21 protein-coding genes are annotated in these 21,128 nt (G+C 58.8%); 8 read left to right on the top strand and 13 right to left on the bottom strand.

The genetic code is table 11. From position 1 onward, the window contains the following. Positions 1 to 108 precede the first annotated feature (108 nt). From rfbA to rfbC, 4 genes are read right to left on the bottom strand one after another with little or no spacing between them, the layout of a single operon-like run. Complete coding sequence (gene rfbA, locus ASC80_RS02260) at positions 109 to 1,023, bottom strand: glucose-1-phosphate thymidylyltransferase RfbA (RefSeq protein WP_056292501.1); 915 nt, start codon at positions 1,021 to 1,023, stop codon at positions 109 to 111. Then, positions 1,017 to 1,952, bottom strand: a complete 936-nt coding sequence (rfbD, locus tag ASC80_RS02255; RefSeq protein ID WP_244487164.1) for a dTDP-4-dehydrorhamnose reductase — start codon at positions 1,950 to 1,952, stop codon at positions 1,017 to 1,019. The genes rfbA and rfbD overlap by 7 nt, the downstream gene beginning before the upstream one ends. After that, entirely contained in the window at positions 1,927 to 2,985 is a 1,059-nt protein-coding gene (gene rfbB, locus ASC80_RS02250; protein ID WP_056292499.1) for a dTDP-glucose 4,6-dehydratase, read from the bottom strand. The genes rfbD and rfbB overlap by 26 nt, the downstream gene beginning before the upstream one ends. Positions 2,986 to 3,003: 18 nt before the next feature. Then, the gene (gene rfbC, locus ASC80_RS02245; protein ID WP_056292498.1) at positions 3,004 to 3,564 is read right to left on the bottom strand and encodes a dTDP-4-dehydrorhamnose 3,5-epimerase; all 561 of its coding nucleotides are present in this window, start codon (positions 3,562 to 3,564) and stop codon (positions 3,004 to 3,006) included. 267 nt (positions 3,565 to 3,831) lie between these two features. Here rfbC and ASC80_RS02240 point away from each other — a divergent pair, with 267 nt between their 5' ends. The 5 genes from ASC80_RS02240 to ASC80_RS02220 all read left to right on the top strand — a co-directional run bounded on the left by ASC80_RS02240 (position 3,832) and on the right by ASC80_RS02220 (position 11,414). Further along, positions 3,832 to 6,156, top strand: a complete 2,325-nt coding sequence (locus tag ASC80_RS02240; RefSeq protein WP_056292497.1) for a polysaccharide biosynthesis tyrosine autokinase — start codon at positions 3,832 to 3,834, stop codon at positions 6,154 to 6,156. Between the two features lie 270 nt (positions 6,157 to 6,426). Next, on the top strand, positions 6,427 to 7,581 hold the full coding sequence (locus ASC80_RS02235) for a polysaccharide biosynthesis/export family protein (protein WP_056292496.1): 1,155 nt from the start codon (positions 6,427 to 6,429) through the stop codon (positions 7,579 to 7,581). Positions 7,582 to 7,696: 115 nt separating this feature from the next. Further along, positions 7,697 to 8,974, top strand: a complete 1,278-nt coding sequence (locus ASC80_RS02230) for a hypothetical protein (RefSeq protein ID WP_056292495.1) — start codon at positions 7,697 to 7,699, stop codon at positions 8,972 to 8,974. Between the two features lie 28 nt (positions 8,975 to 9,002). After that, positions 9,003 to 9,746: a hypothetical protein gene (locus ASC80_RS02225; RefSeq protein ID WP_056292494.1), complete on the top strand. Its 744-nt coding sequence runs from the start codon at positions 9,003 to 9,005 to the stop codon at positions 9,744 to 9,746. A 192-nt stretch (positions 9,747 to 9,938) separates the two neighbouring features. Beyond that, complete coding sequence (locus ASC80_RS02220) at positions 9,939 to 11,414, top strand: undecaprenyl-phosphate glucose phosphotransferase (RefSeq protein WP_056292493.1); 1,476 nt, start codon at positions 9,939 to 9,941, stop codon at positions 11,412 to 11,414. A 37-nt stretch (positions 11,415 to 11,451) separates the two neighbouring features. Here the strand turns inward: ASC80_RS02220 and ASC80_RS02215 are convergent, their stop codons facing one another. The 3 genes from ASC80_RS02215 to ASC80_RS23485 all read right to left on the bottom strand — a co-directional run bounded on the left by ASC80_RS02215 (position 11,452) and on the right by ASC80_RS23485 (position 12,704). Then, positions 11,452 to 11,634, bottom strand: coding sequence for a hypothetical protein (locus ASC80_RS02215; protein WP_056292492.1), 183 nt, complete (start codon positions 11,632 to 11,634; stop codon positions 11,452 to 11,454). Between the two features lie 222 nt (positions 11,635 to 11,856). Next, on the bottom strand, positions 11,857 to 12,231 hold the full coding sequence (locus ASC80_RS02210; protein WP_056292491.1) for an H-NS histone family protein: 375 nt from the start codon (positions 12,229 to 12,231) through the stop codon (positions 11,857 to 11,859). Between the two features lie 185 nt (positions 12,232 to 12,416). Then, positions 12,417 to 12,704 (bottom strand): hypothetical protein, encoded by a 288-nt coding sequence (locus ASC80_RS23485; protein ID WP_156464230.1) that lies wholly within the window; start codon positions 12,702 to 12,704, stop codon positions 12,417 to 12,419. A gap of 378 nt (positions 12,705 to 13,082) precedes the next feature. Here ASC80_RS23485 and ASC80_RS02205 point away from each other — a divergent pair, with 378 nt between their 5' ends. Next, positions 13,083 to 13,439, top strand: a complete 357-nt coding sequence (locus ASC80_RS02205; RefSeq protein ID WP_056292490.1) for an H-NS histone family protein — start codon at positions 13,083 to 13,085, stop codon at positions 13,437 to 13,439. 142 nt (positions 13,440 to 13,581) lie between these two features. Here the strand turns inward: ASC80_RS02205 and ASC80_RS02200 are convergent, their stop codons facing one another. Both ASC80_RS02200 and ASC80_RS02195 read right to left on the bottom strand, forming a co-directional pair. Then, positions 13,582 to 14,586: a nucleotidyltransferase family protein gene (locus tag ASC80_RS02200; protein ID WP_056292489.1), complete on the bottom strand. Its 1,005-nt coding sequence runs from the start codon at positions 14,584 to 14,586 to the stop codon at positions 13,582 to 13,584. A gap of 67 nt (positions 14,587 to 14,653) precedes the next feature. Continuing rightward, positions 14,654 to 15,784: a PqqD family peptide modification chaperone gene (locus ASC80_RS02195; protein ID WP_056292488.1), complete on the bottom strand. Its 1,131-nt coding sequence runs from the start codon at positions 15,782 to 15,784 to the stop codon at positions 14,654 to 14,656. Between the two features lie 243 nt (positions 15,785 to 16,027). Between ASC80_RS02195 and ASC80_RS23480 the strand changes: the two genes are divergently transcribed. After that, positions 16,028 to 16,372, top strand: a complete 345-nt coding sequence (locus ASC80_RS23480) for a hypothetical protein (RefSeq protein ID WP_156464228.1) — start codon at positions 16,028 to 16,030, stop codon at positions 16,370 to 16,372. 104 nt (positions 16,373 to 16,476) lie between these two features. Continuing rightward, positions 16,477 to 17,052 (top strand): hypothetical protein, encoded by a 576-nt coding sequence (locus ASC80_RS02185; protein WP_056292487.1) that lies wholly within the window; start codon positions 16,477 to 16,479, stop codon positions 17,050 to 17,052. A gap of 555 nt (positions 17,053 to 17,607) precedes the next feature. On the opposite strand, the gene ASC80_RS23965 is transcribed toward ASC80_RS02185, so the two are convergent. The 4 genes from ASC80_RS23965 to metK all read right to left on the bottom strand — a co-directional run bounded on the left by ASC80_RS23965 (position 17,608) and on the right by metK (position 21,120). Then, a complete protein-coding gene (locus ASC80_RS23965; protein ID WP_162244566.1) occupies positions 17,608 to 17,967 on the bottom strand; it encodes a hypothetical protein in 360 nt (119 codons plus the stop codon). A gap of 361 nt (positions 17,968 to 18,328) precedes the next feature. Then, positions 18,329 to 19,765, bottom strand: a complete 1,437-nt coding sequence (gene ahcY, locus ASC80_RS02175; protein ID WP_056292485.1) for an adenosylhomocysteinase — start codon at positions 19,763 to 19,765, stop codon at positions 18,329 to 18,331. Further along, entirely contained in the window at positions 19,762 to 19,905 is a 144-nt protein-coding gene (locus tag ASC80_RS23475) for a hypothetical protein (RefSeq protein ID WP_156464227.1), read from the bottom strand. The genes ahcY and ASC80_RS23475 overlap by 4 nt, the downstream gene beginning before the upstream one ends. An 18-nt stretch (positions 19,906 to 19,923) precedes the next feature. Then, entirely contained in the window at positions 19,924 to 21,120 is a 1,197-nt protein-coding gene (gene metK, locus ASC80_RS02170; RefSeq protein ID WP_056292484.1) for a methionine adenosyltransferase, read from the bottom strand. Positions 21,121 to 21,128 lie beyond the last annotated feature (8 nt).

Below are 21,128 nucleotides of genomic sequence, written 5' to 3'. Positions count from 1 at the left end.
TCGATTTAAAACAGTTCAAAATTCATTTAAATTCACATTATGAAGCGAGTCAATTGCGCATTTAAAATTAAATAAACCAAGCAAAACCGTACTGATTTGGCACAATAATTAAACGGCCCGGGCGGCGGGCGGAACCGCCACGGGCTCCTGAACGCTGGATTCCAGCAGCTCGATCAGGTATCGGCCGTACCCGCTCTTCTCCAGCGGCTTCGCCAGATCGATCACCTGCTGGCGATCGATGAATCCCTGCCGGAATGCGATCTCCTCGAGACAAGCGACCTTCATTCCCTGCCGGGTTTCCAGCGTCTGCACGAAACTCGCCGCGTCGATCAGCGACTCGAACGTGCCGGTGTCGAGCCACGCAAAGCCCCGCCCCATCCGCTCCACATGAAGATTGCCTTCCGCGAGATAGCGCGATTGCAGATCGGTAATCTCAAGTTCGCCGCGCGCCGAGGGCCGCACCTCGGAGGCATATTTCACGACGTCATTGTCGAAGAAATAGAGACCGGTCACAGCCCAGTTCGAGCGCGGATTGCGGGGTTTCTCTTCAATGCTGATCGCGCGGTCGTCACGATCGAACGTCACCACCCCGTAACGCTCGGGATCGCGCACATGATAGGCAAACACCGTCGCACCGTCCGTCCGGCCGGCGGCCTCCGCCAGCATGTCCGGCAAGCCGTGACCGAAGAAAATATTGTCGCCAAGAACCATCGCGACGCGATCGCGGCCGATGAACTCGGCGCCGATAATAAATGCTTGGGCAAGCCCCGCAGGCGTCGGCTGCTCCGCGTACTGCAGCCGTATGCCCCATTGCCCGCCATCGCCAAGCAGCCGCTCGAACTGATGGTGGTCTTCGGGCGTGGTGATCACGAGGATGTCGCGAATTCCCGCGAGCATCAGCGTCGACAGCGGATAATAGATCATCGGCTTGTCGTAGACCGGCAGCAACTGCTTGCTGACGCCCCGCGTGATCGGATAGAGCCGCGTTCCGCTTCCGCCGGCGAGAATGATTCCCTTCAGCATGTCGTCAACTCCATCTGACTGATCAGCCGATCAAGACAGCGATCGAGTGAGGTTTGCCACGGGGGAAGCCGCACGCCGAAGGCAGCGTGCGCCTTTGAGGAATCGAGGCAGGAGTTCAACGGCCGGCGTGCGGGCGTGGGATACTCTTGCGTGAGGATGGCGTGAAGCCGCGGTGTCGGCAGGGCATGCCGCGAAAGGGCGGCGAAGATTTCACTCGCGAAGCCATGCCACGTCGTCTCGCCCTGCCCGGCCAGATGATAGATTCCGGAGTGCGATCGGGCCTGGTCCCGTTGCCGGACAATCTCAACGATGGCTGCGGCCAGATCCGGAGCGGAAGTCGGCGTGCCTCGCTGATCGTCAACAACGCGCACGTCCTGCTGGGTCGCAGCCAGACGGAGCATCGTACGAACGAAATTCTGACCATACAGGCTGTAGACCCACGATGTCCGGACCACGACGGCCCAGGGACAGGCGTCCAGAACCGCGGTTTCGCCGTCGAGCTTTGATTGACCATAGACATTGAGTGGCGCGGTCACGTCGCTTTCAACGTAGGCGCTTGGCTTTTCGCCGTTGAAGACATAATCGGTGGAAACATGAATGAACGGGATGCCTCGCTGCTTCGCCACGGCGGCAAGACGCGCGGCTCCATCGCAGTTGATGGCATAAGCGGAATCCGGTTCGGCTTCCGCCCGATCGACCGCGGTGTAAGCCGCCGCATTGATCATCGCCGAAGGTGAGAGCGTTGCGACGGCGTGTTCGATGCTTGCAGTATCCGCAAGATCGAGCTCAGGGCGCCCGATCGATACCATCGGCGTGTTGTACGGCGCAGCCAGATCCATCAGGGAGCGGGCCAACTGTCCGCTCTTGCCGACGACAAGGATCGGCCCTTCGGCCGTCCCTGGCCTAGAGCTGAGCTTGGGCGAGGCCAAGGCGCTCTCCTTTATAGACCGTCGCGCGCGATGGTTCCCACCACGCATGGTTCTCCAGATACCAGAGAACGGTTTGCTCGATCCTGTCGTCGAAATTTCCGCGCGGTGCCCAGCCAAGCTCGCGGCGCGCCTTGGTCGCATCGATGGCGTAACGCAGGTCGTGTCCCGGGCGATCCTGAACAAACGTAATCAGGGACTCCCTTGGTCGCGGGGCCGGAGCAACCCGGTCGACGATGCGGCAGATCGTTTTGACGACCTCAAGATTGGTGCGCTCGCTGTCGCCGCCGAAATTATACTTCTCGCCCGGCCGTCCGCGCTGCAGGAGCGTGATCAAGCCGTCGGCATGATCCTCGACGTACAGCCAGTCCCGGACATTGGTGCCTTCTCCGTAAACCGGCAGCGGCTTTCCTTCGATGGCATTGAGAATGATCAACGGAATGAGCTTTTCCGGAAACTGGTACGGCCCGTAATTGTTCGAGCAGTTCGAGATCATGACCGGCAGGCCGTAAGTCTTGAACCAGGCATGAACCAGATGATCGGATGCAGCCTTGCTGGCCGAATACGGCGAACTGGGCTGATAAGGCGTATCCTCCCGGAAGCGGCCTGTTGCACCGAGCGATCCATAAACTTCGTCGGTCGAGACATGAACGAAGCGGAACTGGTTGCGGCGATCCGCGGGAAGCCGATCGTAATAGCGCCTACAAACTTCCAGCAGCTGATACGTCCCAACGAAGTTTGTATCGATAAAGGCCGACGAGCCCGTGATCGAGCGATCGACGTGGCTTTCCGCCGCCAGATGGATCACGGCAGCCGGCGCGTACCTGACGAAAATGTCATCCAGCGCGGCGCGGTCGCAGATGTCGGCCTGCTCGAACGCATAACGCGGATCGCCGGCGATCGAGTCGAGCGATCGAAGGTTTGCTGCATAGGTGAGATTATCGACATTGATGACGTCCATGCCGTGCTCATGGACAAGCTGCCGGCAAACGGCCGATCCGATGAACCCTGCCCCACCTGTCACCAGAACGCGCATTGGAACCGCCCCGCACCACTAGTTGAAGACATGAGGACTCTCGCTGAGCATCGGCAGCCGGCGATCCTTGTCCGAGAGGATCGCGCGCTCCTTGCTCACCGGCCATGCAATGCCGAGCGCAGGATCGGCCCAGTTAATTCCGCGATCGTGTTCCGGCGAATAGTGGGCATCGACCTTGTAGAAAACGATCGTGTTTGGCTCCATCGTGCAGAAGCCGTGCGCAAATCCGGCCGGCACGATCAGTTGCTCATCGCTCTCTTCACTAAGCTCGACCGCAACGTGCTTGCCGTAATTCGGAGACGACCGCCGGAGATCGACCGCGACATCGAGGATCTTCCCGCGAAGAACGCGCACGAGCTTGGTCTGGGCAAAGGGCGGGGATTGATAATGAAGGCCGCGCACGGTTCCCGCGGCGGCTGAGCAGGATTGATTATCCTGCACGAAGTCGTGATCGACGCTGCACTTTGCGAAAGCCGAGCGCGTGTAGGTTTCGCTGAAGTAACCCCGCGTATCGCTGATCCGTTTGGTTTTGACCAATTTGACCTCGGGTATCGGCAGCGAGCGAACATCCAGTTGCATCTGTCTCTCCCCGAGACTCTTTCCATTCGCCTCGGAATCAGCCGTCAGGAACTCACCTTCAGCACAGCCGCCCGAATATTAATCACATTCAATATTAAATTTTGCCCCTCAAAAAAATCGTATGATATAACAAAATTAAATGCAATAAATTATCCAGTATATGGATTTAATGGTAAATTCGCGCCGGAACTTCGACACCAGCGCACTTCCATTTAAATCCATCCGGCAGACCGCATCGTTCAACGGCAGGAAGTACGAGCCAGTTCAATGCTTCAGACACTTCAGAACGATAGAATGCGGCATGGAGCCGATAATGGACCAGCCTTCGAACACGAGGAAAACGGCGGGATCGGCGATCTGATCAACTTCGTCATCGGCTTCGTACGGCGTCAGTATCTGCTCATTTTGTTCGTCACCGCATTGGCGCTCGCCGCCAGCTTTATTTATCTGCGCATAACTCCGCCGACCTACACGAGCCAGGCCAAGGTTCTGTTCGTCAATCCCAAGGCTGAATTCCTGCAGCAGCAATCGCTCCTGGCGGATAATCCGCTCGATCGCGCGCAGTTTGAGAGCCAGATCCAGATATTGCGATCGAAAGCGATCGCGATTGCGGTGATCAATCAGCTCAAGCTCGCCGACGATCCCGATCTCAACGGTTCGGATCAGCCGGTTCGCCGGCTCTCGGCGAAGCTGAAAAGAATGCTCAATATCGGGAGCGACAACAGCGAGGCCGAACAGGATGACGGGCCCAGTGACGGGTTGATTGCGGCCTTTGACGATCGGTTGAGAGCCGAACGCATCGGCTACAGCGCCGTCATCGAAATCAGCTTCAGCTCAAGCAACCCGGAACGCGCCGCGGAGATCGCGAATACCGTCGCGAATGTTTATATTGCCGATCAGCTCAATGCGAAATTCGATGCCAACCGGCGAGCCACCCTGTGGCTGCAGGGGCGCCTGAACGAGATTGGCGAGCAGGCGCTGACCGCGGAGCGCGCGGTTGCCGTGTTCAAATCGCAGAACAATATTGTCACAGCGGGCGGCAAGCTGATGGACGACCAGCAGGTCGCCGATCTGAACAGCCGGCTTGTCGCGGCACGGGCCGTGACCGCCGATGCTCAAGCCCGCCTCAACCGGTTTGAGGCCTCGATCCGGGCCAGCAACAATGATGCCGGTCAGGCGAACGCCAATCTCGACGCGTCGATTACGGACACCCTGAACAGTCCGATCATCAACAATCTGCGCCAGCAGTATCTCGAGTTTGCCCGGCGCGCAGCCGACTGGTCGACCCGGTTCGGGAAAAACCATCTGGCTGTCATCAATCTGCACACCAGGATGCAGGACCTGCGATCCTCCATCATGAACGAGGTTCGCCGTCTCGCGGAGGCTTCCAGAAGCGATTACGAAATCGCCAAACAGAAGCAGACCGAGGTCGAAAAGCAGCTTGCACAGGCCGTGTCGCAATCGCGGACGGTCAACTCCGCTGAAACGACCATGCGAGAGCTGGAAACCAAGGCAAAGAGCTATCGCAGTTTATACGAGAGCTTCCTGCAGCGTTACATGGGCGCGGTTCAGCAGGAGTCCTTCCCGATCTCGGAAGCCCGCGTGATTTCGCCTGCCTTCCCGCCGCAGGGCAAGAGCAAGCCCAAGGCGAGCCTTATTCTAGCCCTCGGCCTTTTCGGCGGACTGGCATTGGGCACGGCGCTCGGGCTGCTCCGCGACATCATGGACCGGGTATTCCGCACCGCTGCGCAAGTTGAAACGACGCTGCGTCTTCCCAGCATCGCGCTCATCCCGCTTGTGAAAGAGACAAAACATATCCCGCCCCGCAAGGAGCCGCCACCCAACAAGCCGCTACCTCCAAGGACAATCACACGCCATTCGGGGGTTATCTGGACGGCGACCGAAATGCCGCTGTCCCGCTTTGCCGAGTCGATCCGCTCGATCAGGCTGGCGATCGATCTTCATGTCACCGACACGTCCAACAAGGTGGTGGGCATCACATCGTCCTTGCCCAACGAGGGAAAATCGACAATCGCAGCGGCTCTCGCGCAGCTGATAGCCCATGCAGGCGCGCGCGTGATCGTGGTCGATTGCGATCTCCGCAACCCGTCGCTGTCCCGCAGCCTCGCCCCCGAGGCCACCGCCGGCCTCGTGGAAGTGATCGCAGGACACGCTCCCCTCGAAGAGGTCATCTGGCGAGATCCCAAGACCAACATGGATTTCCTGCCGACCGTCAAGAAGCGGCCCTTGTTCCATACCAGCGAGATCCTCTCAGCCACCTCCACGAGGAAGCTGTTCGACACCCTTCGGGCCAACTACGACTATGTCGTGGTCGATCTTCCTCCGCTGGCTCCGGTGATCGATGTCCGGGCGACGACCTCGTTGATCGATTGCTTTATCCTGGCCGTCGAGTGGGGGTGCACCAAGACAGACGTCGTCCAGCACGCGCTGCATACCGCGCCCAACCTGCGCGAAGCATTAATCGGCGTCGTATTGAATAAAACCGATATGAACGCGATTAAAAGCTACGATGGCTATCACAACGATTATTATAACAATAAGCATTATACCCGGTATGGATACACGTCGTAGGCGCCTCACGAGTCCCGCTGCGGACTTAATCGGCTACCGCCATTTCCCGGAAAACATTAAGAATTCCAGCAAGGCATATGTGGCAAACAAGCCACAAGACGCGAGATACCGCAGTTGCAGCAATCAAACCGGCTGGTCTGAATCAGCCAAGAATGTCAACCTTCTGCAGGTACGGCGTTAAGGTGGGGATTTAATCTGTCCAGCTCTGGCTCTCATCGAGGGTGGATCGCTCTAGCCCTCGCTGCACTTGCGTGCGGCGGATGTACGATCATGCCCGCCAGTGGCCCGCAGAGCATGGACGTCCGGATGCAGACGGCCGATGCCGAAAGCCTCCCCTACGCGCTGATCAAACTCAGCCCCGAGGTTGTTCGCACGCTGGGCCAGTTCACCCCGCGACTTTCAACCGCCTTTGCAAACCGCAGTCCCCCCAAGGCGTTTCGCTTCGGGATCGGTGACACGGTCAGCGTGACCATATTTGAAGCCGCGGCCGGCGGATTGTTCATCCCGGCCGAAGCCGGCGTCCGCCCCGGCAATTTCGTCACGATCCCAAATCAGGCCGTTGACAATAATGGCAATATTTCCGTGCCATATGCTGGCCCCATCCGGGCGAAGGACAAGACTCCGTTCGAGGTCCAGCAGGCCGTGGTGGCCGCCCTCAAGAACCGCGCCATCGATCCTCAGGCTGTCGTCACGCTGATCGATCAGCACGCCTCTCTCATCAGCGTGCTCGGCGATGTGCGCTCCGCAGGGCGATTCCCGGCCAGCGCTTCGGGCGAGCGCATCCTGGACGCCATTACGCGTGCCGGCGGACCGATCAGTCAGGGATACGACATCTGGGTGACGCTCGAGCGCTCCGGACACCGGGCCAGCGTCCCCTTCGGTGCGCTGATCTATGAGCCGGCCAACAACATCTTCGTCTTGCCCAGCGATACCATCTATCTCTACAGCCAGCCCCAGACCTTTGTGGCCTTTGGCGCCGCAGGTACCCAGGGACAGTACAAGTTCGACGCCTGGCGGGTCAGCCTGGCAGAAGCGGTCGGCAAGCAGGGCGGCCTGAGCGATTCCCTGGCGGATCCGGCCTCGGTCTTCCTGTATCGCGGCGAGACCAGAGAAGTCGCCGAACGGCTCGGGATCGATTGCTCCAAATTCCAGGGACCGATCATTCCGGTTATTTACCTCGTGAATTTGCGCGACCCCTCCGGCTATTTCCTGGCGCAGACGTTTGAGATGCGGAACAAGGACGTCATCTACGTCTCGAACGCAGCCTCGGTCGAAACCACGAAGTTCTTGAATTTCCTGAGAACGATCATGGCGACGGCCAACGATCCGATCATCTACGCGACCAACGGGTACGCGTTGAAGGCTGCAATCAAGGGCGTCGGGTCGACGACGATCATCAACACGCCGACACCTGTCGGACCGTAAGATTTATCGAAGGCGGCCATTTTGGCCGCCTTTCTTTTGAACTCTCGATTTGATCGCGATTGGCCGTCTATAATTTAAGCTGAAACGCCGCTGTTCTTGATGGTGGGAGCAGTTTGTGGCCGCTGTCTTTGCAATCCTCGCCTCCCTGATTGTCGTCACCCCCGCGTTCACGGTTATCGACGGACCCTTCGTCCGTGGTTGTGTTCTGGCGTACACGGCCGCGCTGATCATGATGACAGCGCTGGTCCTTCGCCCAGTGGACCTTGCCCGCCTCACCCATCTGACCAGACCGATCACGGCTCTTGCCTGCCTGCCAGCGCTATGGATGCTGATCCAGATCGTGCCGCTGCCGGGCGGCTGGCTGGCTCATTCGATCTGGGAAAGCGCATCCTCGGCGTTGAGCAGGCCGGTCGAGGCCACCATCAGTGTGGACATCGGCGCGACCCTGCTAAGCCTCTGCTGGTACGCGATGGCGCTGGCCGCAGCGCTCGCGACGGCTGCCGTCGCGCTCGACCGGCAGAGGGCTGACGTGATCTTCAGCCTGCTGACGGCATGCGCCGCGGTGAGCGCCGTCGCGATGTTGGGTCTGAGCACCATTCATCTTCAGTACGTCATTCCGATCGAGCGCACGCAGGTCGCCAGCATTGCCGTGATCGGGCTCCTGCTGTCTTACGCGACCGGCATTCGTGCCTATCAGCACCGCACAATGCATGGCGAAAGGAATAAAAAGCCCGAGATCGGGACCCTCATTCCATTTGCAGCGTCAGCCGTGAGCTTCATGGTTTGTCTCGCCGCCATAGCCACCGAACCCAACGCAGCAGTCATTTTCGCCAGCGTCGCCGGAATAGGCACCTTGCTCAGCATTACCGTCATCCGTCGTCTGAGGCTCGGCAATTGGGGAAAGTCCGGAATAGCTGCAGCGGCGCTGATCTGCGTCGCAGGCTTCTTCGCGATCAATCCGGCGAACAAGGACGTCGATGCCACGCTCGCGCTGTCGACCCAGCCGCCGGCGTCGGTCGCCATCGTCGAGCGCATGCTGACCGACGCCAAACTCGGCGGCACCGGCGCAGGGACGTTCGGCGCGCTGTGGCCGATCTATCGCAACACTTTGGATGTGCAGCCTCGCGCGGCGACCACAGCCGCAGCTTCGACCGCGATTGAAATGGGGCGGCCGTTTCTATGGACCACGGTCATCCTGGCGCTGCTGGCAGCTTTTGCCCTTTATCGGCGATCCCTGCTCCGCGGCCGCGATTACTTTTATTCAGGAACGGGTGCGGGCTGCATCCTGTCGCTGCTGATTTTGTCGTTTGCCAATGCCGCGATCTTCGGCTTGGCGTTATCTCTCTTGAGTGCGATGGTTTGCGGATTGGCCCTTGCCCGAAGCAAGGGCTGACACCGCTGAGATGGATTGAGGCGCATCCATGACCCGGTCGGGCATCGACGACCACGCCGCTCGCGCTCAGAGACAGTCCACCGTTCCGGGGGACCCTGTCCCCGTCTGGTACCGCGCCCAGCTGTTGCTGTTCGGCCTGATCCTGGCGGCACTGGCGCTTTGGGTTCTGCTGCCCGAAAGCTATCGCGCCCGGAATATCGAACTGCCCACCAATGAGCCGGCAAGCCGGTTACTTCTGGCAAAGAGAGACAGTGCCGCACGCGCAGCCTCGCTTGCCGCTCTTCGCGGCGACCTATGGGCCGAAAGCGCCCTCACCTATTCGAACCTGCTGTGGGGCGCCGGAACAACGGGGGCGGGTGCCGCCCAGACCACGGCTGCGAAAGCGCGCGAAGATCTTGAAAACGCGCTGCGCTATTCACCTCACCGCAGCGATGTATGGCTGATGCTGGCAGAACTGGCCGAGCGGAATCACTGGCAGAACTACGCGCCGACGCTGTTGCTCAGGATGTCCTATTATACCGCGCCGAACGAACTTGCGCTGTTTGCCCTGCGCGTCAAAACCTCGCTCCGCGCCGGGATGATCGACGATCCCGAAATTCAAGACATGAGCAAGCACGACATCCGTCAGGTCGTGACCAAAGCCCCCACCCTGCGGCCTGCATTGGTCGAGGCCTACAAGCAGGCGTCGCCCGCAGGCAAAGCCTTTGTCGAGCGCGTGATCTCCGAGATCGATCCGACATACCTCGCACTGCTGCGGGCCGGGATGCTTTAGGGATCGCCGCACGATCCTGCCGGATCGAAGCGGCTCCGCCCCGATCGGAAGCCGGGGTTACCCGGCCCTGCGCGGCACAAGACGCCGCAAATCACATTCCTGAATTAAATAGATTAAATACTTGCATCAATTTAAATACCGCAGCATATTTAATTTATTAAATATTAAGAATTAGGCCGATCAGGACCGCCTATGAATTTCATGAAGCGGCACACGGACTTGGACGTTGTCCCCATTGTCGTCAGGGGCGTGCCGAATGGGCAACGCGCTGAGCGGAAATGGCCCATCTCCTATGAATCCCTGAATTTCGCGACTGTCCTCGCCGACGCCGTTATTATTCTGTCCGTCGGCATCCTGACCAGCACGGCCTATAACATTCAGGCCTTCGGAACGACGGGCGACCTCGGCCAGCATGCCGGGGCATCCGCTGTGGTCGCCGCGCTTTTCATCGTGCTGATGAAAGGCCAGGGCATGTACAGGCCTGCCGAACTGCTTCTTCTGGGCAAGCAACTTCGCGCCGTCTGCCTGGTCTGGGCGACGGTATTCCTGCTGCTTGCGGGAATCCTGTTTACCTTGAAGGCAGGCAACCAGCTGTCGCGCGGCTCGATCCTGCTGTTCGCGGGTGCCGGCCTGGGCGCAATCGCTGTCCATCGGATTTTCTGGCGAAGGCTGCTCACACGCGGCATCTCACAAAGGCGGCTTTCGGGCCGCAAGATCGTGCTGATTACCGACCATCAGCGGTTCGCGGGACGGAATCTCCCGCACCTCCTCGCTCGTTTAGGTTTCCAGCTCGATCATCATTTCAGGCTGCCGCCGCCCGAGCTGGGAGCCCAGGACCGCAGAGACACGATCAACAGGGTGATCGCCTGTATCCGCGGATCCGAGGTCGAAGAGATCGTCGTCGGTACCGATCTGAGCAACTGGTCCGACCTGCGGGAACTTGTCGCCCAGCTCCGCGTGCTGCCATTGCCGGTGAATCTCATCCCGGTCGGCGCGATATCCGAGATCATGAAGCAACCGTCCCAGGCGTTTGGGAACACTGTCTGCGTGGAGATTCAGCGCGGCCCGCTGACGCAGTTCGAATGCATCGTCAAGCGAACGGTCGACATCGTTCTGGCGGCTGCCGCGCTGGTTGCGTTCTTGCCGTTGCTTGTTGCCGTCGCGATCGCAATCAAGCTCGACTCGCCCGGCCCCGTGTTCTTCCGCCAGCGGCGTTGCGGATTCAATGGCCGGTGCTTCCAGATCTTCAAGTTCAGGACGATGTCCGTGCAGGAAGATGGAGCCACGGTTACGCAAGCGCAGCGGTGCGACGCACGGGTTACGCGCATGGGCCATCTGTTACGCGTGACAAGTATCGATGAGTTGCCCCAATTGCTCAACGTGCTGGAAGGCACCATGTCGCTTGTCGGCCCCCGCCCTCACGCCATCGCCCACGATACGGCGTTTGACAAGGTCGTGAAGAATTATGCCTTCCGGCATCGCGTCAAGCCGGGTCTCACGGGTTGGGCGCAGGTCAATGGATTCCGCGGCCCCACTCCGACACCGAGGGATATCGAGCTGCGTGTGCAGCATGACCTCTGGTACATCGACAATTGGAGCTTCCGCCTCGACTTCACAATCATACTCCAGACATTTGCCGAAGTTCTGCGCCGCCGGAACGCTTACTGATCGAGCTTCCGGCGTTCTGGCCGCTGAAGCGATCCCGTCAGTCCCGCCGGCTGGAGGACCGATCAGGGTTCGTGGTATCGAGCTTCAACGCATCCGCGATGTGCTTGAGTATATCGGCCTCAGCCTTGGCCGATTCCGCTGCCGCGTTTTCGGATTGAATCTGCGCAGGCGTCTTGCTGCGCAGCTGGGCTTCAACTGATTTCCAGTCCACGGTGCTCATGGAATTTCTGCGCGCTGTTTTGGATCACGCAGGCCTACCAGAAATCCCTAGCCAAGAAGTAAACCGCGGATTTTATAGTTAAATATTCGCTGCCGCAGGATCTCGCCGCCGGTCCCCGCAGCGATCGGCAGAACATCAATGAGGCGAGTTCTGTGTCGCGGAGGATCAATCCGCCGGGCGCGGAAACGGACCGCGAAAACAGGCGGGAAACATTACCCGGATTTAATTTTTCTGGCGTTTGCTTTTTGCCGTGGCGGGCGCGCCAATCTTGAAATCATCAATCTTGCGGCCGGATCTTATCGCCGAAACCAGCCAGCGCGGCTGCTTTCCTCTGCCGGACCACGTTTCAGACGGCACCGCGGGGTTTCGGTACTTCGGCAGAACCCTGGGGTATTTCCGCCGGGTCCTTCCTTCTTCCTTCCGGGAAGACAGGTCGCCGGCGGGAGAAATCAAGCCATCAGACTTGTTCAGGTAGGCGAGCCGTTTTTCCAGCTCGCGTTTTTCAGAAATGATCCGTGAAGACAATATTTTGCTGACCGTTTCGTGGAGCACCCACAGGTCATCCAATGACATCGTTTCCAGATCGGCTTTCTTCATGAGTAAGCACCTGCATTTCCAAATTTCCACCGCAACGTTTAGGCTATGCCCGGGAATTTTTCAACGCCAGGTGGGATAAAACAGATTTGACAGGCGTGCGCCACGACCGGGGAGTTCGCGGTGTATCACCCACGTCCTGACATCCCGATGGTTACGCTGACGAAATTTGTATGATGCGCCGCCACTCACCATATCGTCGCGCGGCGAATTCGACTGTGTGCAGCGCGGTAAATGCTTCGACGATAACCGCTTCGCCGGCAACCAGACAGGCGACCCCGCCCCTTCTTCGGTCCTTTGAGGCGCGCGCGAATCAATTCGATGTCTCTCAGCAAACACGCCCGCAGCTCGATTTGATGTTCGAGCACGGATCGGGAAAAGCCATCGGAAACGGGGAGGAGCTGATTTGTAACGGCCTTGATGCGCTGGGAGGGGTACCAATTAAATTCCGGCAAGTCCGGATAAATAGCAGACATTATAACCTCCACACACAACCAGAAATTTTAAACATTTAAATCTAATTTCATCCGCCAAGCATTGTGAAACAACATTCTTGTGATGCAATATGCCGATACCTCGCCTTCCGCGTGTTCCCATCTGGCATACCAATGGTATGGGACTGTATCCCACCACGATACCACACCGGGGCCGCTTCTTCGAAAAGTTCCCAAACCTTAGTTCAATATCCTCTTGTGGAACAAATCTCATATGACACAATTAAACGGTCACATTTAAAACGAATCGATTATTATCATAAGCGTCATGACCAATATCTAATGGTTCGATCATGAACCCAGTCAGTGGAATGCATTGCCCGTTACGACAATTGGACAAACAACTGACGAGATAATTCGATGCGAAAACCAAATCTGAACGACATGCCATTTGACGAGCTTTGGCTCCTCCACGAGGAGATCACGAAGATTCTGGCTGAAAGGATAGTCGCCGAAAAGCACGAGCTGGAAAAACGATTGGCTCAGCTCAACAGGGACAATATCTCCGGTGCTAATTTATCGGATGCGGCGGTTAATCCGGCGAGTCGCCCCCGCCGTAAGTATCCGAGAGTGCTGCCTAAATACCGCAACCCCTCGTCACCGTCGGAAACCTGGTCGGGCCGCGGTAAAACTCCACGGTGGCTGGTTGTGGCACTCAAGACCGGACGCAAGATCGACGACTTTAAAATCAATCATTCCGGCAAGCGGAATGACTAGCGGATAGAACCGACACTCTTCGTACTCGTGCTCTTTACGAACCGACAGCCCGCTCGGCGCAAGCCGTGGGCTGCCGTCTTTGGAAGCGTCCGCCAGGGACACCACCGCACCCGCCACACTCCTCCGTGAACCGCATCGGGGCCTAGATCTTTCCGGCACGGTGCTCCCGAGAGAGATCGAACAGGAACCGCGCCGTGTTCCATTTGGGCAAGACCCAGGTCCGGGGCCTGAGGTCATTCGCCTTCCTTTCCTCTCTCCCCAACTCCCGACGATAATTCCGGTAATCGAGAAGCATCATGGTCAAGAACAGATCGCTGAGGACCGGAAAACGGATCTGAGTTAAGCGGCGCCAGTTCTGCAGCCACGGGACCAGCCGCGACCGCATGGCCGGGGGGACATCCGTCCCAAGCAACGATGACAGCGTGACGAGCTGGGTTTCGATGGCGTTTTTGGCGAGCGAGCCAGAACAGAACGATGCCAGCAAAGTCCAGTCGATACCTTCCGGCGAATTTGCCAGATCGTGCAAATCCAGAAGGTGACGCAGGTCCATTCTGCCGATCCAGTAATCGGCGTCCTGGAACTGGTCATGAATCATCAGCATGAAGGCGTGATAGGTCGCCGACGGGATGTAGGCGGTCCCGCCCCGCCACGTCGTCTTCCGGCAATTGTCCTTTGCCTCACCGGCGGCCGTGTAGAAGAACGCGTGCCCCGGAGGATTTTTGTGCAGGTCGATCATCCCGACATCGCCCTGCCGTTCGAGTTCGACATACCACTTGGCAGCGTCATCGGACGTTCTGAGATAGGTCTGGTAGCCGATATCGGACAGGCCGGCCAACGCCGCTTCGATGTCTTCGGGGGCAACGAGAATATCCAGATCCGAGACGATCCTGTGGGCCATCTCCTCCGGCGGTCGTGCTGCCAGGAACGCGGTGCTTTTCAAAAGAATTGGCGTGATATCGACCTTGTTGAGAGCAGCCAGAACATCCATCAGCTGCGCACCAAGCCTGTCGTTGCGCTCCGAATTTCGCGCAAAAAGCTCGAGCACATACTGCCCAACATCTTCGGGGACTTTGTCGGGGAAGCGGCTGACGATACGCTGCAAGGCTGGCGTCGTCAGGGTCTGGTTTGCCAGGCCGATCACAGACATCCAGTCAAAATCACCTGGCGGCAAATTTCGAAGGCATTGACATAGCTGCGATAGTTCGCTGCCTCGGCTATTCATCGCACAAACGAACCATCAGATCGCTCGCTTCGGCCAGATCCGAATATCTCAGCTCGAAGGATCTCGCACCCTCGAGCATGCGCTTGATCGCGTGGCACGACGCAATGTCGAGCTGTCCTCCCGCCCTGTAGGAGCTTTCCATCACCCGGCCCATGGCTTCCAAGGGCCGGAGCGGCTCAAGAGCTGCGTGCCCTTTCTTCCTTCTGATGAAGACGATCCAACCCACGGGATATGGGTTACCCAGGGCGGTCTCCGGCTTGAGATAACGTACGCGCTTGCCGTCGACCCGCTTATGAATGCGCGCCCCGTCCAGGTCGGCACGGAAACGATTGGCGATATTCCACGCACCGGCTTTCACGGTGAAGGGGAAAGGCACAGCGGTGGCGCAACCATTCTCGGCGATGAGAGCGATATCGTCGCCGGCACAATCGAACCCAGGCCGGGCAGCCAGGCAAAGAGCAAGCGTCGTCTTGCCGGCGCCGGGACGCCCGCTGATAAGCAGGTTTCGTCCCTTGCTCACGACGCTGGCAGCGTGAAACGCCACGTCTCGCGACCGTGCCGCGAGGATCTGCTCGGTGAAATAGGCCTTGATCAACGGAACGAGTTCGCTCGGCTCGCAGCAGATAACCAGCCGCTCGTTGTGAAACACCTCGACGAAGCCTTCGACCTCTCCGAGATGGAAAGTATCGGCACCGTCCCGGACAGCCGCCCGGTTCTGATCGAACGCCGACATCAATTCCACCAGGCCGGCATTGGCGCTATGGACGACGGCATTAAAGCCCGCGATGTCGAGATTGAATGTAAGCTGCGGCGGGAAGCGCGTGTGATCGAAAGCCCACGTGTGATTGGGTTCAACCAGCCCCAGCTTCAGCCAGCTCTCGAAAATTTTACGGACGTATTGCCTGGCCGCACCCGGAGGGGTTCCCGATCGCGTCAGTTCGCCGCATAAGGCATCGATGTCCGCATGCTCCTCGAAACGGCACCAGATGTAAGCCGCGGTCTGATTCAGCGCGTAAATCTGCTGGCTTCGTTCCGAAAAAATCGCTCCCTGCCCGTCGAGGAGCAAAAAAGATACACCGCTGGCCGGTTTAAAAATGCCACGGAACGGCCGATTGTCGCTCAAATTCGGCGATCGCCGACCCGCTGATGCTTCTAGGTTCATGTGACCGCGACATCGTTGGCATGCGCAAGATGACTGGAACTTGCTGCAAGGCCTGCAACAGGCGCCAGCTGGCAGTTTCCACGACAGGAATACTAAACACAACTCGGGGAATTTCCGTTCATTAATGTTTATAATCGAAACATTGACAATTAAATATGAAGCTAATTAAATCAAACTCGGAAGTATGAAATGTAGGAGGAGACAATGGCGCCAGAGAACGACAAATCCACCTCCGCTAACGCAGACGACGCGAACGAAGACCGGCGGAAATTTCTTGCCGCATGCGGGAAGTTTGCCCTCGTAACGCCGCCCGCCATCACGATGCTGCTGTCGACCTCCTTGACTTCGTCGGCGATCGCTCATTCCAGCGGTCAGGGCAATAACGGGCATGGCCGGGGCCGTGGTCGCGGCAACAACAACAGCGGCGGCAGCAGTGAGTGGCACAAAAATAACGGCATCCGCAGCAATCGCAGTTCGTTTTGGGATTGGGACTTCGATAACGACCGGCGCCGCAAGTTCGTAAAACGGCAAGACACCGGACGCATGTAAAGGCGTGACAGAGAGAAGCATGTTGCGTTCCTTACTCGTCAGCGCGAATCCTGCCTGCGGCGCACAGTCGATGTCTCAATAGGGTGTGCGGAGTAGCAGCGTCGATGAGCGGAGAGCAGCAGCCTTACAAGCTCGGCAGTCACGCGTTCAAGCGCGACGCACAGCCGGACGCGGCAGTATCCGCATTGAGAGGCGCCAACTCATCTTTGAAGCGGATGCCGCTCTCAGCGACGCCGCCTCCGCGCGATCTGGCCGGTTCGATTCAGGATAGTACGGCCGAAATCGCCATCATCTGGATGCTTCACAGGTCGGCGCTGACGAAGAAGCAGCGAGACGAGCCACTCGATCAGCAGATTAAAAATTTCAGCACCATTGCCTTCGACACCATCGTCACACGATTTCCGATACTTCAGGACTCAAAGAAAGAGCATCTTTGGCTGATATATTTTAAAGGGCTTCTTGCTTCCGCCAGCCCTACGCGCGAACAAATCCTGGAAGCCATCAAAACGATCCGCCTGGAAGATGAACCGGCAGTCCCTCGCAGGGCGCCCGTGGTGCACCGGCCAAGGTTGACGGCGGTGCCGAAAACAATCCCGCCACCCCAAAATGCAGCATCGGATCTCGACGCGCTGGAGCAGATTAGCCGAGCGTTGAGCAAGAGAAGCGTCAACAGTGACTAGCCCTCATGGGCATCTGACCTGCGCTGCAACCTTCGTCGCCTTTTCAACGTTCTGGACCTTACGTGACAAACAGGCTGGCCACTTGCTGCTGCTCTTCCGTCCGGCCTTCAGGTGCAGCAGTCGGATCTTTTCGATCCATCACCCTGCACGCAGCAGGGATGTCGGCGCCAGTCGCGCGCCAGGCGGTTCCAGATTTAACCCGGATCGCGCCTATTAAGCTTGAGACTTTAGGATGTTTACTGACTTTTGTTGCGGTCAGATCGAAATCGGATAGCGTTCGTGCGCGCCTGTTTAATTTTCAACGCAGGACGAGCCGAAACCACAATTATTGCTACTCGTGACTTCATTGCGCAAACGCCAAGCTTTCATAAGATTTCCAAAGGAGCCATCTGGTGGCCCCACAGGGTAGAAAAAAGCGGAAAGCCGGCCAGACTGAGCGTTCGAACAGGACTGCGCGCGATTCCAAACTCGGTGCAGCTGAAGAGCGACGCATCAAGGCACGGTTGAAATTGCTTAACTCGCGCCTTCAACTGATCAACAGACAGGCCCTGAACCTCACCACCGGCTGCGAGCAAGCCGCACTGGTCCGAAGGGCTCTAAATGAGCATGTCGGCGCCCAAACTTCCCACCGCGTTCGTGGCAAGTTTCAGCAATAGAAAATTCCCGTCTTAAGGTACTCAATAGTGCACGGAGCAAGAGGAGACGTGCGCGCTCTATCCATGGAATGCCGTGTTCGGCGGCGAGAAGCAGAACATCATCTGCAGCCTTCCATTCCTCGCTGGCCCGCTCTGCATCCGGCAGCGCCAAAATGAAGTGCCGCGCCTGGTGTATGGTCAGAATTTTTCTGTTGTGACGGACGACGACGGCCTCACCAAAGCGCGCAGACCACTGCATGGAATTCGACGGAACACCCATGACACGCCCCCCAACGACGCGCGAAAATTCTTTTCAGTTCAATTTATGCGGACATCGCATGATCGAAAATTCGCCTGAAAGAGGTATCAGGCGATCATGGTTCCACATTGAGAGAGATCAAAACCTTTCTGGCCCCACCGCCAAATACCGGCTCGGTCGGATAGGTCTGAAAGAAGCACAAAGGGCCGGATGACGAGCGGGTTCGTGCCTGTTCGCGACAGGTTCCACGCCGGCGGTCGGGCCTGAAAGAGCGATTCCCACGGCGGACGAAAATCACGCACAAAGGAAAACCGCCATGCCGGCGGCCCTTCCGGACCGACGGCATGGCGGTTTGAGATCCCCTGCGAGCGCCAGTGAGCGCTCAGTAACGGTAATGATCAGCCTTGTACGGACCTTCCTGCTTCACGCCGATGTAATCTGCCTGATCCTTGCGCAGCTCCGTGAGCTTCACGCCGATCTTCGACAGGTGGAGACGCGCGACCTTCTCGTCGAGCGACTTCGGCAGCACGTAGACTTCCTTCTTGTACCTGCCGTCCTTGTTGTTGGCGAACAGCTCGATCTGCGCCAGCGTCTGGTTGGTGAACGACGCCGACATCACGAAGGACGGATGGCCCATTGCGTTGCCGAGGTTCACGAGGCGGCCTTCGGACAGCATGATGATGCGGTGACCGTCGGCGAACGTAATCTCATCGACCTGCGGCTTGATGTTGGTCCACTTCAGGTTCTTCAGAGACGCGATCTGGATCTCGTTGTCGAAGTGGCCGATGTTGCAGACAATGGCGCGATCCTTCATCGCGCGCATATGCTCGATCGTAATGATGTCCTTGTTGCCGGTCGCGGTGACGAAGATGTCCGCCTGCGGTGCGGCGTCTTCCATCGTCACGACCTGATAGCCTTCCATCGCCGCCTGCAGCGCGCAGATCGGGTCGACTTCGGAAACCATCACGCGGCAGCCGGCCTGGCGCAGCGACGCTGCCGAACCCTTGCCGACGTCGCCGAAGCCCGCGACCATCGCGACCTTGCCCGACATCATGACGTCGGTGCCGCGGCGGATGCCGTCGACCAGCGATTCACGGCAACCATAGAGGTTGTCGAATTTCGACTTGGTGACCGAGTCGTTGACGTTGATGGCGGGCCACAGCAGCGTGCCGGCCTTCTGCATGTCGTAGAGACGATGCACGCCCGTGGTGGTCTCTTCCGAGACGCCCTTGATGCTGTCGGCAATTGCCTTGAAGTAGCCCTTGGGCTTTTCCTTGAGCTGCTTCTTGAGCAGCGCGAAGAACACTTCTTCTTCCTCGGAGCCCGGCTTGTCGAGGAATGCGGTGTCGCCGTTCTCGGCGCGCAGGCCGAGGTGAACGTACATGGTGGCGTCGCCGCCGTCATCGAGGATCATGTTGGGATGGCCGCCGCCGTGCCAGTCGAACAGCTTGGCGGTGTAATCCCAGTAATCTTTCAGCGTCTCGCCCTTCACCGCGAACACCGGAATTCCGGCGGCGGCAATGGCGGCAGCGGCGTGATCCTGCGTCGAATAGATGTTGCAGGAGACCCAGCGGATGTCGGCGCCGAGCGCCTTCAGCGTTTCAATCAGCACGCCGGTCTGGATCGTCATGTGCAGCGAGCCTGCGATGCGCGCGCCTTTCAGCGGCTGCTTCGGGCCGTACTCTTCACGGGTGGCCATCAGCCCCGGCATTTCAGTCTCGGCCAGCGAGAGTTCCTTGCGGCCGAAATCGGCGAGACCGATGTCGGCAACGATGTAGTCGACGCCGGGGGTCGGCTTCTTCGCAGTGGCAGTGGTCATGTGTCGCTATCCTTATTCGAGGCGGCCCGGCGCAGTCGCGCGATCCGCAGTTTGATTTCGTCATGCCCGGCCTTGTGCCGGGCATCCACGCCTTCCTGAATCATCACCAAGACGCGGATGGCCGGGACAGGCCCGGCCATGACGTCGTGGATGTTGCTTCACACCGCTTTCTTCAGCACTTCGGCGAGATCGGTCTTCTCCCACGAGAAGCCGCCGTCGGCGTCGGGCTGGCGGCCGAAGTGGCCGTAAGCCGCGGTGCGCGCGTAGATCGGCTTGTTGAGGTCGAGGTGCTTGCGGATACCGCGCGGGGTCAGGTCCATCGACGTGGCCACGGCCTTCTCGATCTTTTCGTCCGAGACTTTGCCGGTGCCGTGGGTGTCGATGTAGATCGACAGCGGGCGCGCCACGCCGATCGCGTAAGCGAGCTGCAGCGTGCACTTGTCGGCGAGGCCGGCCGCCACGACGTTCTTGGCGACATAGCGCGCGGCATAAGCGGCCGAACGGTCGACCTTGGTGGAGTCCTTGCCGGAGAACGCGCCGCCGCCGTGCGGAGCAGCACCACCGTAGGTATCGACGATGATCTTGCGGCCGGTCAGACCGGCGTCGCCGTCAGGACCGCCGATGAAGAACTTGCCGGTCGGATTGATGTGCCAGATCGTCTTGTCGGTGATCCAGCCTTCCGGCAGCGCCTTGCGGACGTACGGCTCGACGCGTTCGCGCACCTGGTTCGATGTCATATCCTCAATCAGGTGCTGGTGCGAAACGACGATCTCGCGCACGCCGACCGGCTTGCCGTTCTCATACTGCACCGTGACCTGGCTCTTGGAGTCGGGGCCGAGCACCTTTTCGGTGCCGCTGTGCCGCGCTTCGGAAATCAGGCGCAAAATCTTGTGGGCGTAGTGGATCGGCGCCGGCATCAGTTCCGGCGTCTCGTTGGTGGCGTAACCGAACATGATGCCCTGGTCGCCGGCGCCCTCTTCGCGGTTGGTGCCGGGCTGCATCGCATCGACGCCCTGCGCGATATCGGCAGACTGCGGATGCAGCAGGATCTCGATGTCGCAGTTCTTCCAGTGGAAGCCTTCCTGCTCGTAGCCGATATCCTTGATGGCGTTGCGGATCACGCTTTCGATCTGGTCGTTGGTGACCGAGGCCGGGCCACGGGTTTCGCCGGCGACCACCACCTTGTTGGTGGTGGCGAGCGTTTCGCACGCCGCCCGGATCGCCCACGGGTCGATGCCCGCTTTGGGACCCTCGCGGAAAAACAGATCGACGATCTCGTCCGAAATACGGTCACAGACCTTGTCCGGATGACCTTCGGAAACCGATTCACTGGTGAACAGATAAGACGCGCGCATCAACCCAA

This window comes from Afipia sp. Root123D2 (assembly GCF_001425835.1).
Lineage (GTDB): Bacteria > Pseudomonadota > Alphaproteobacteria > Rhizobiales > Xanthobacteraceae > Afipia.
Note: the sequence above shows the minus strand (reverse complement) of the source record. Positions and strands in the feature narration are given on the sequence as shown.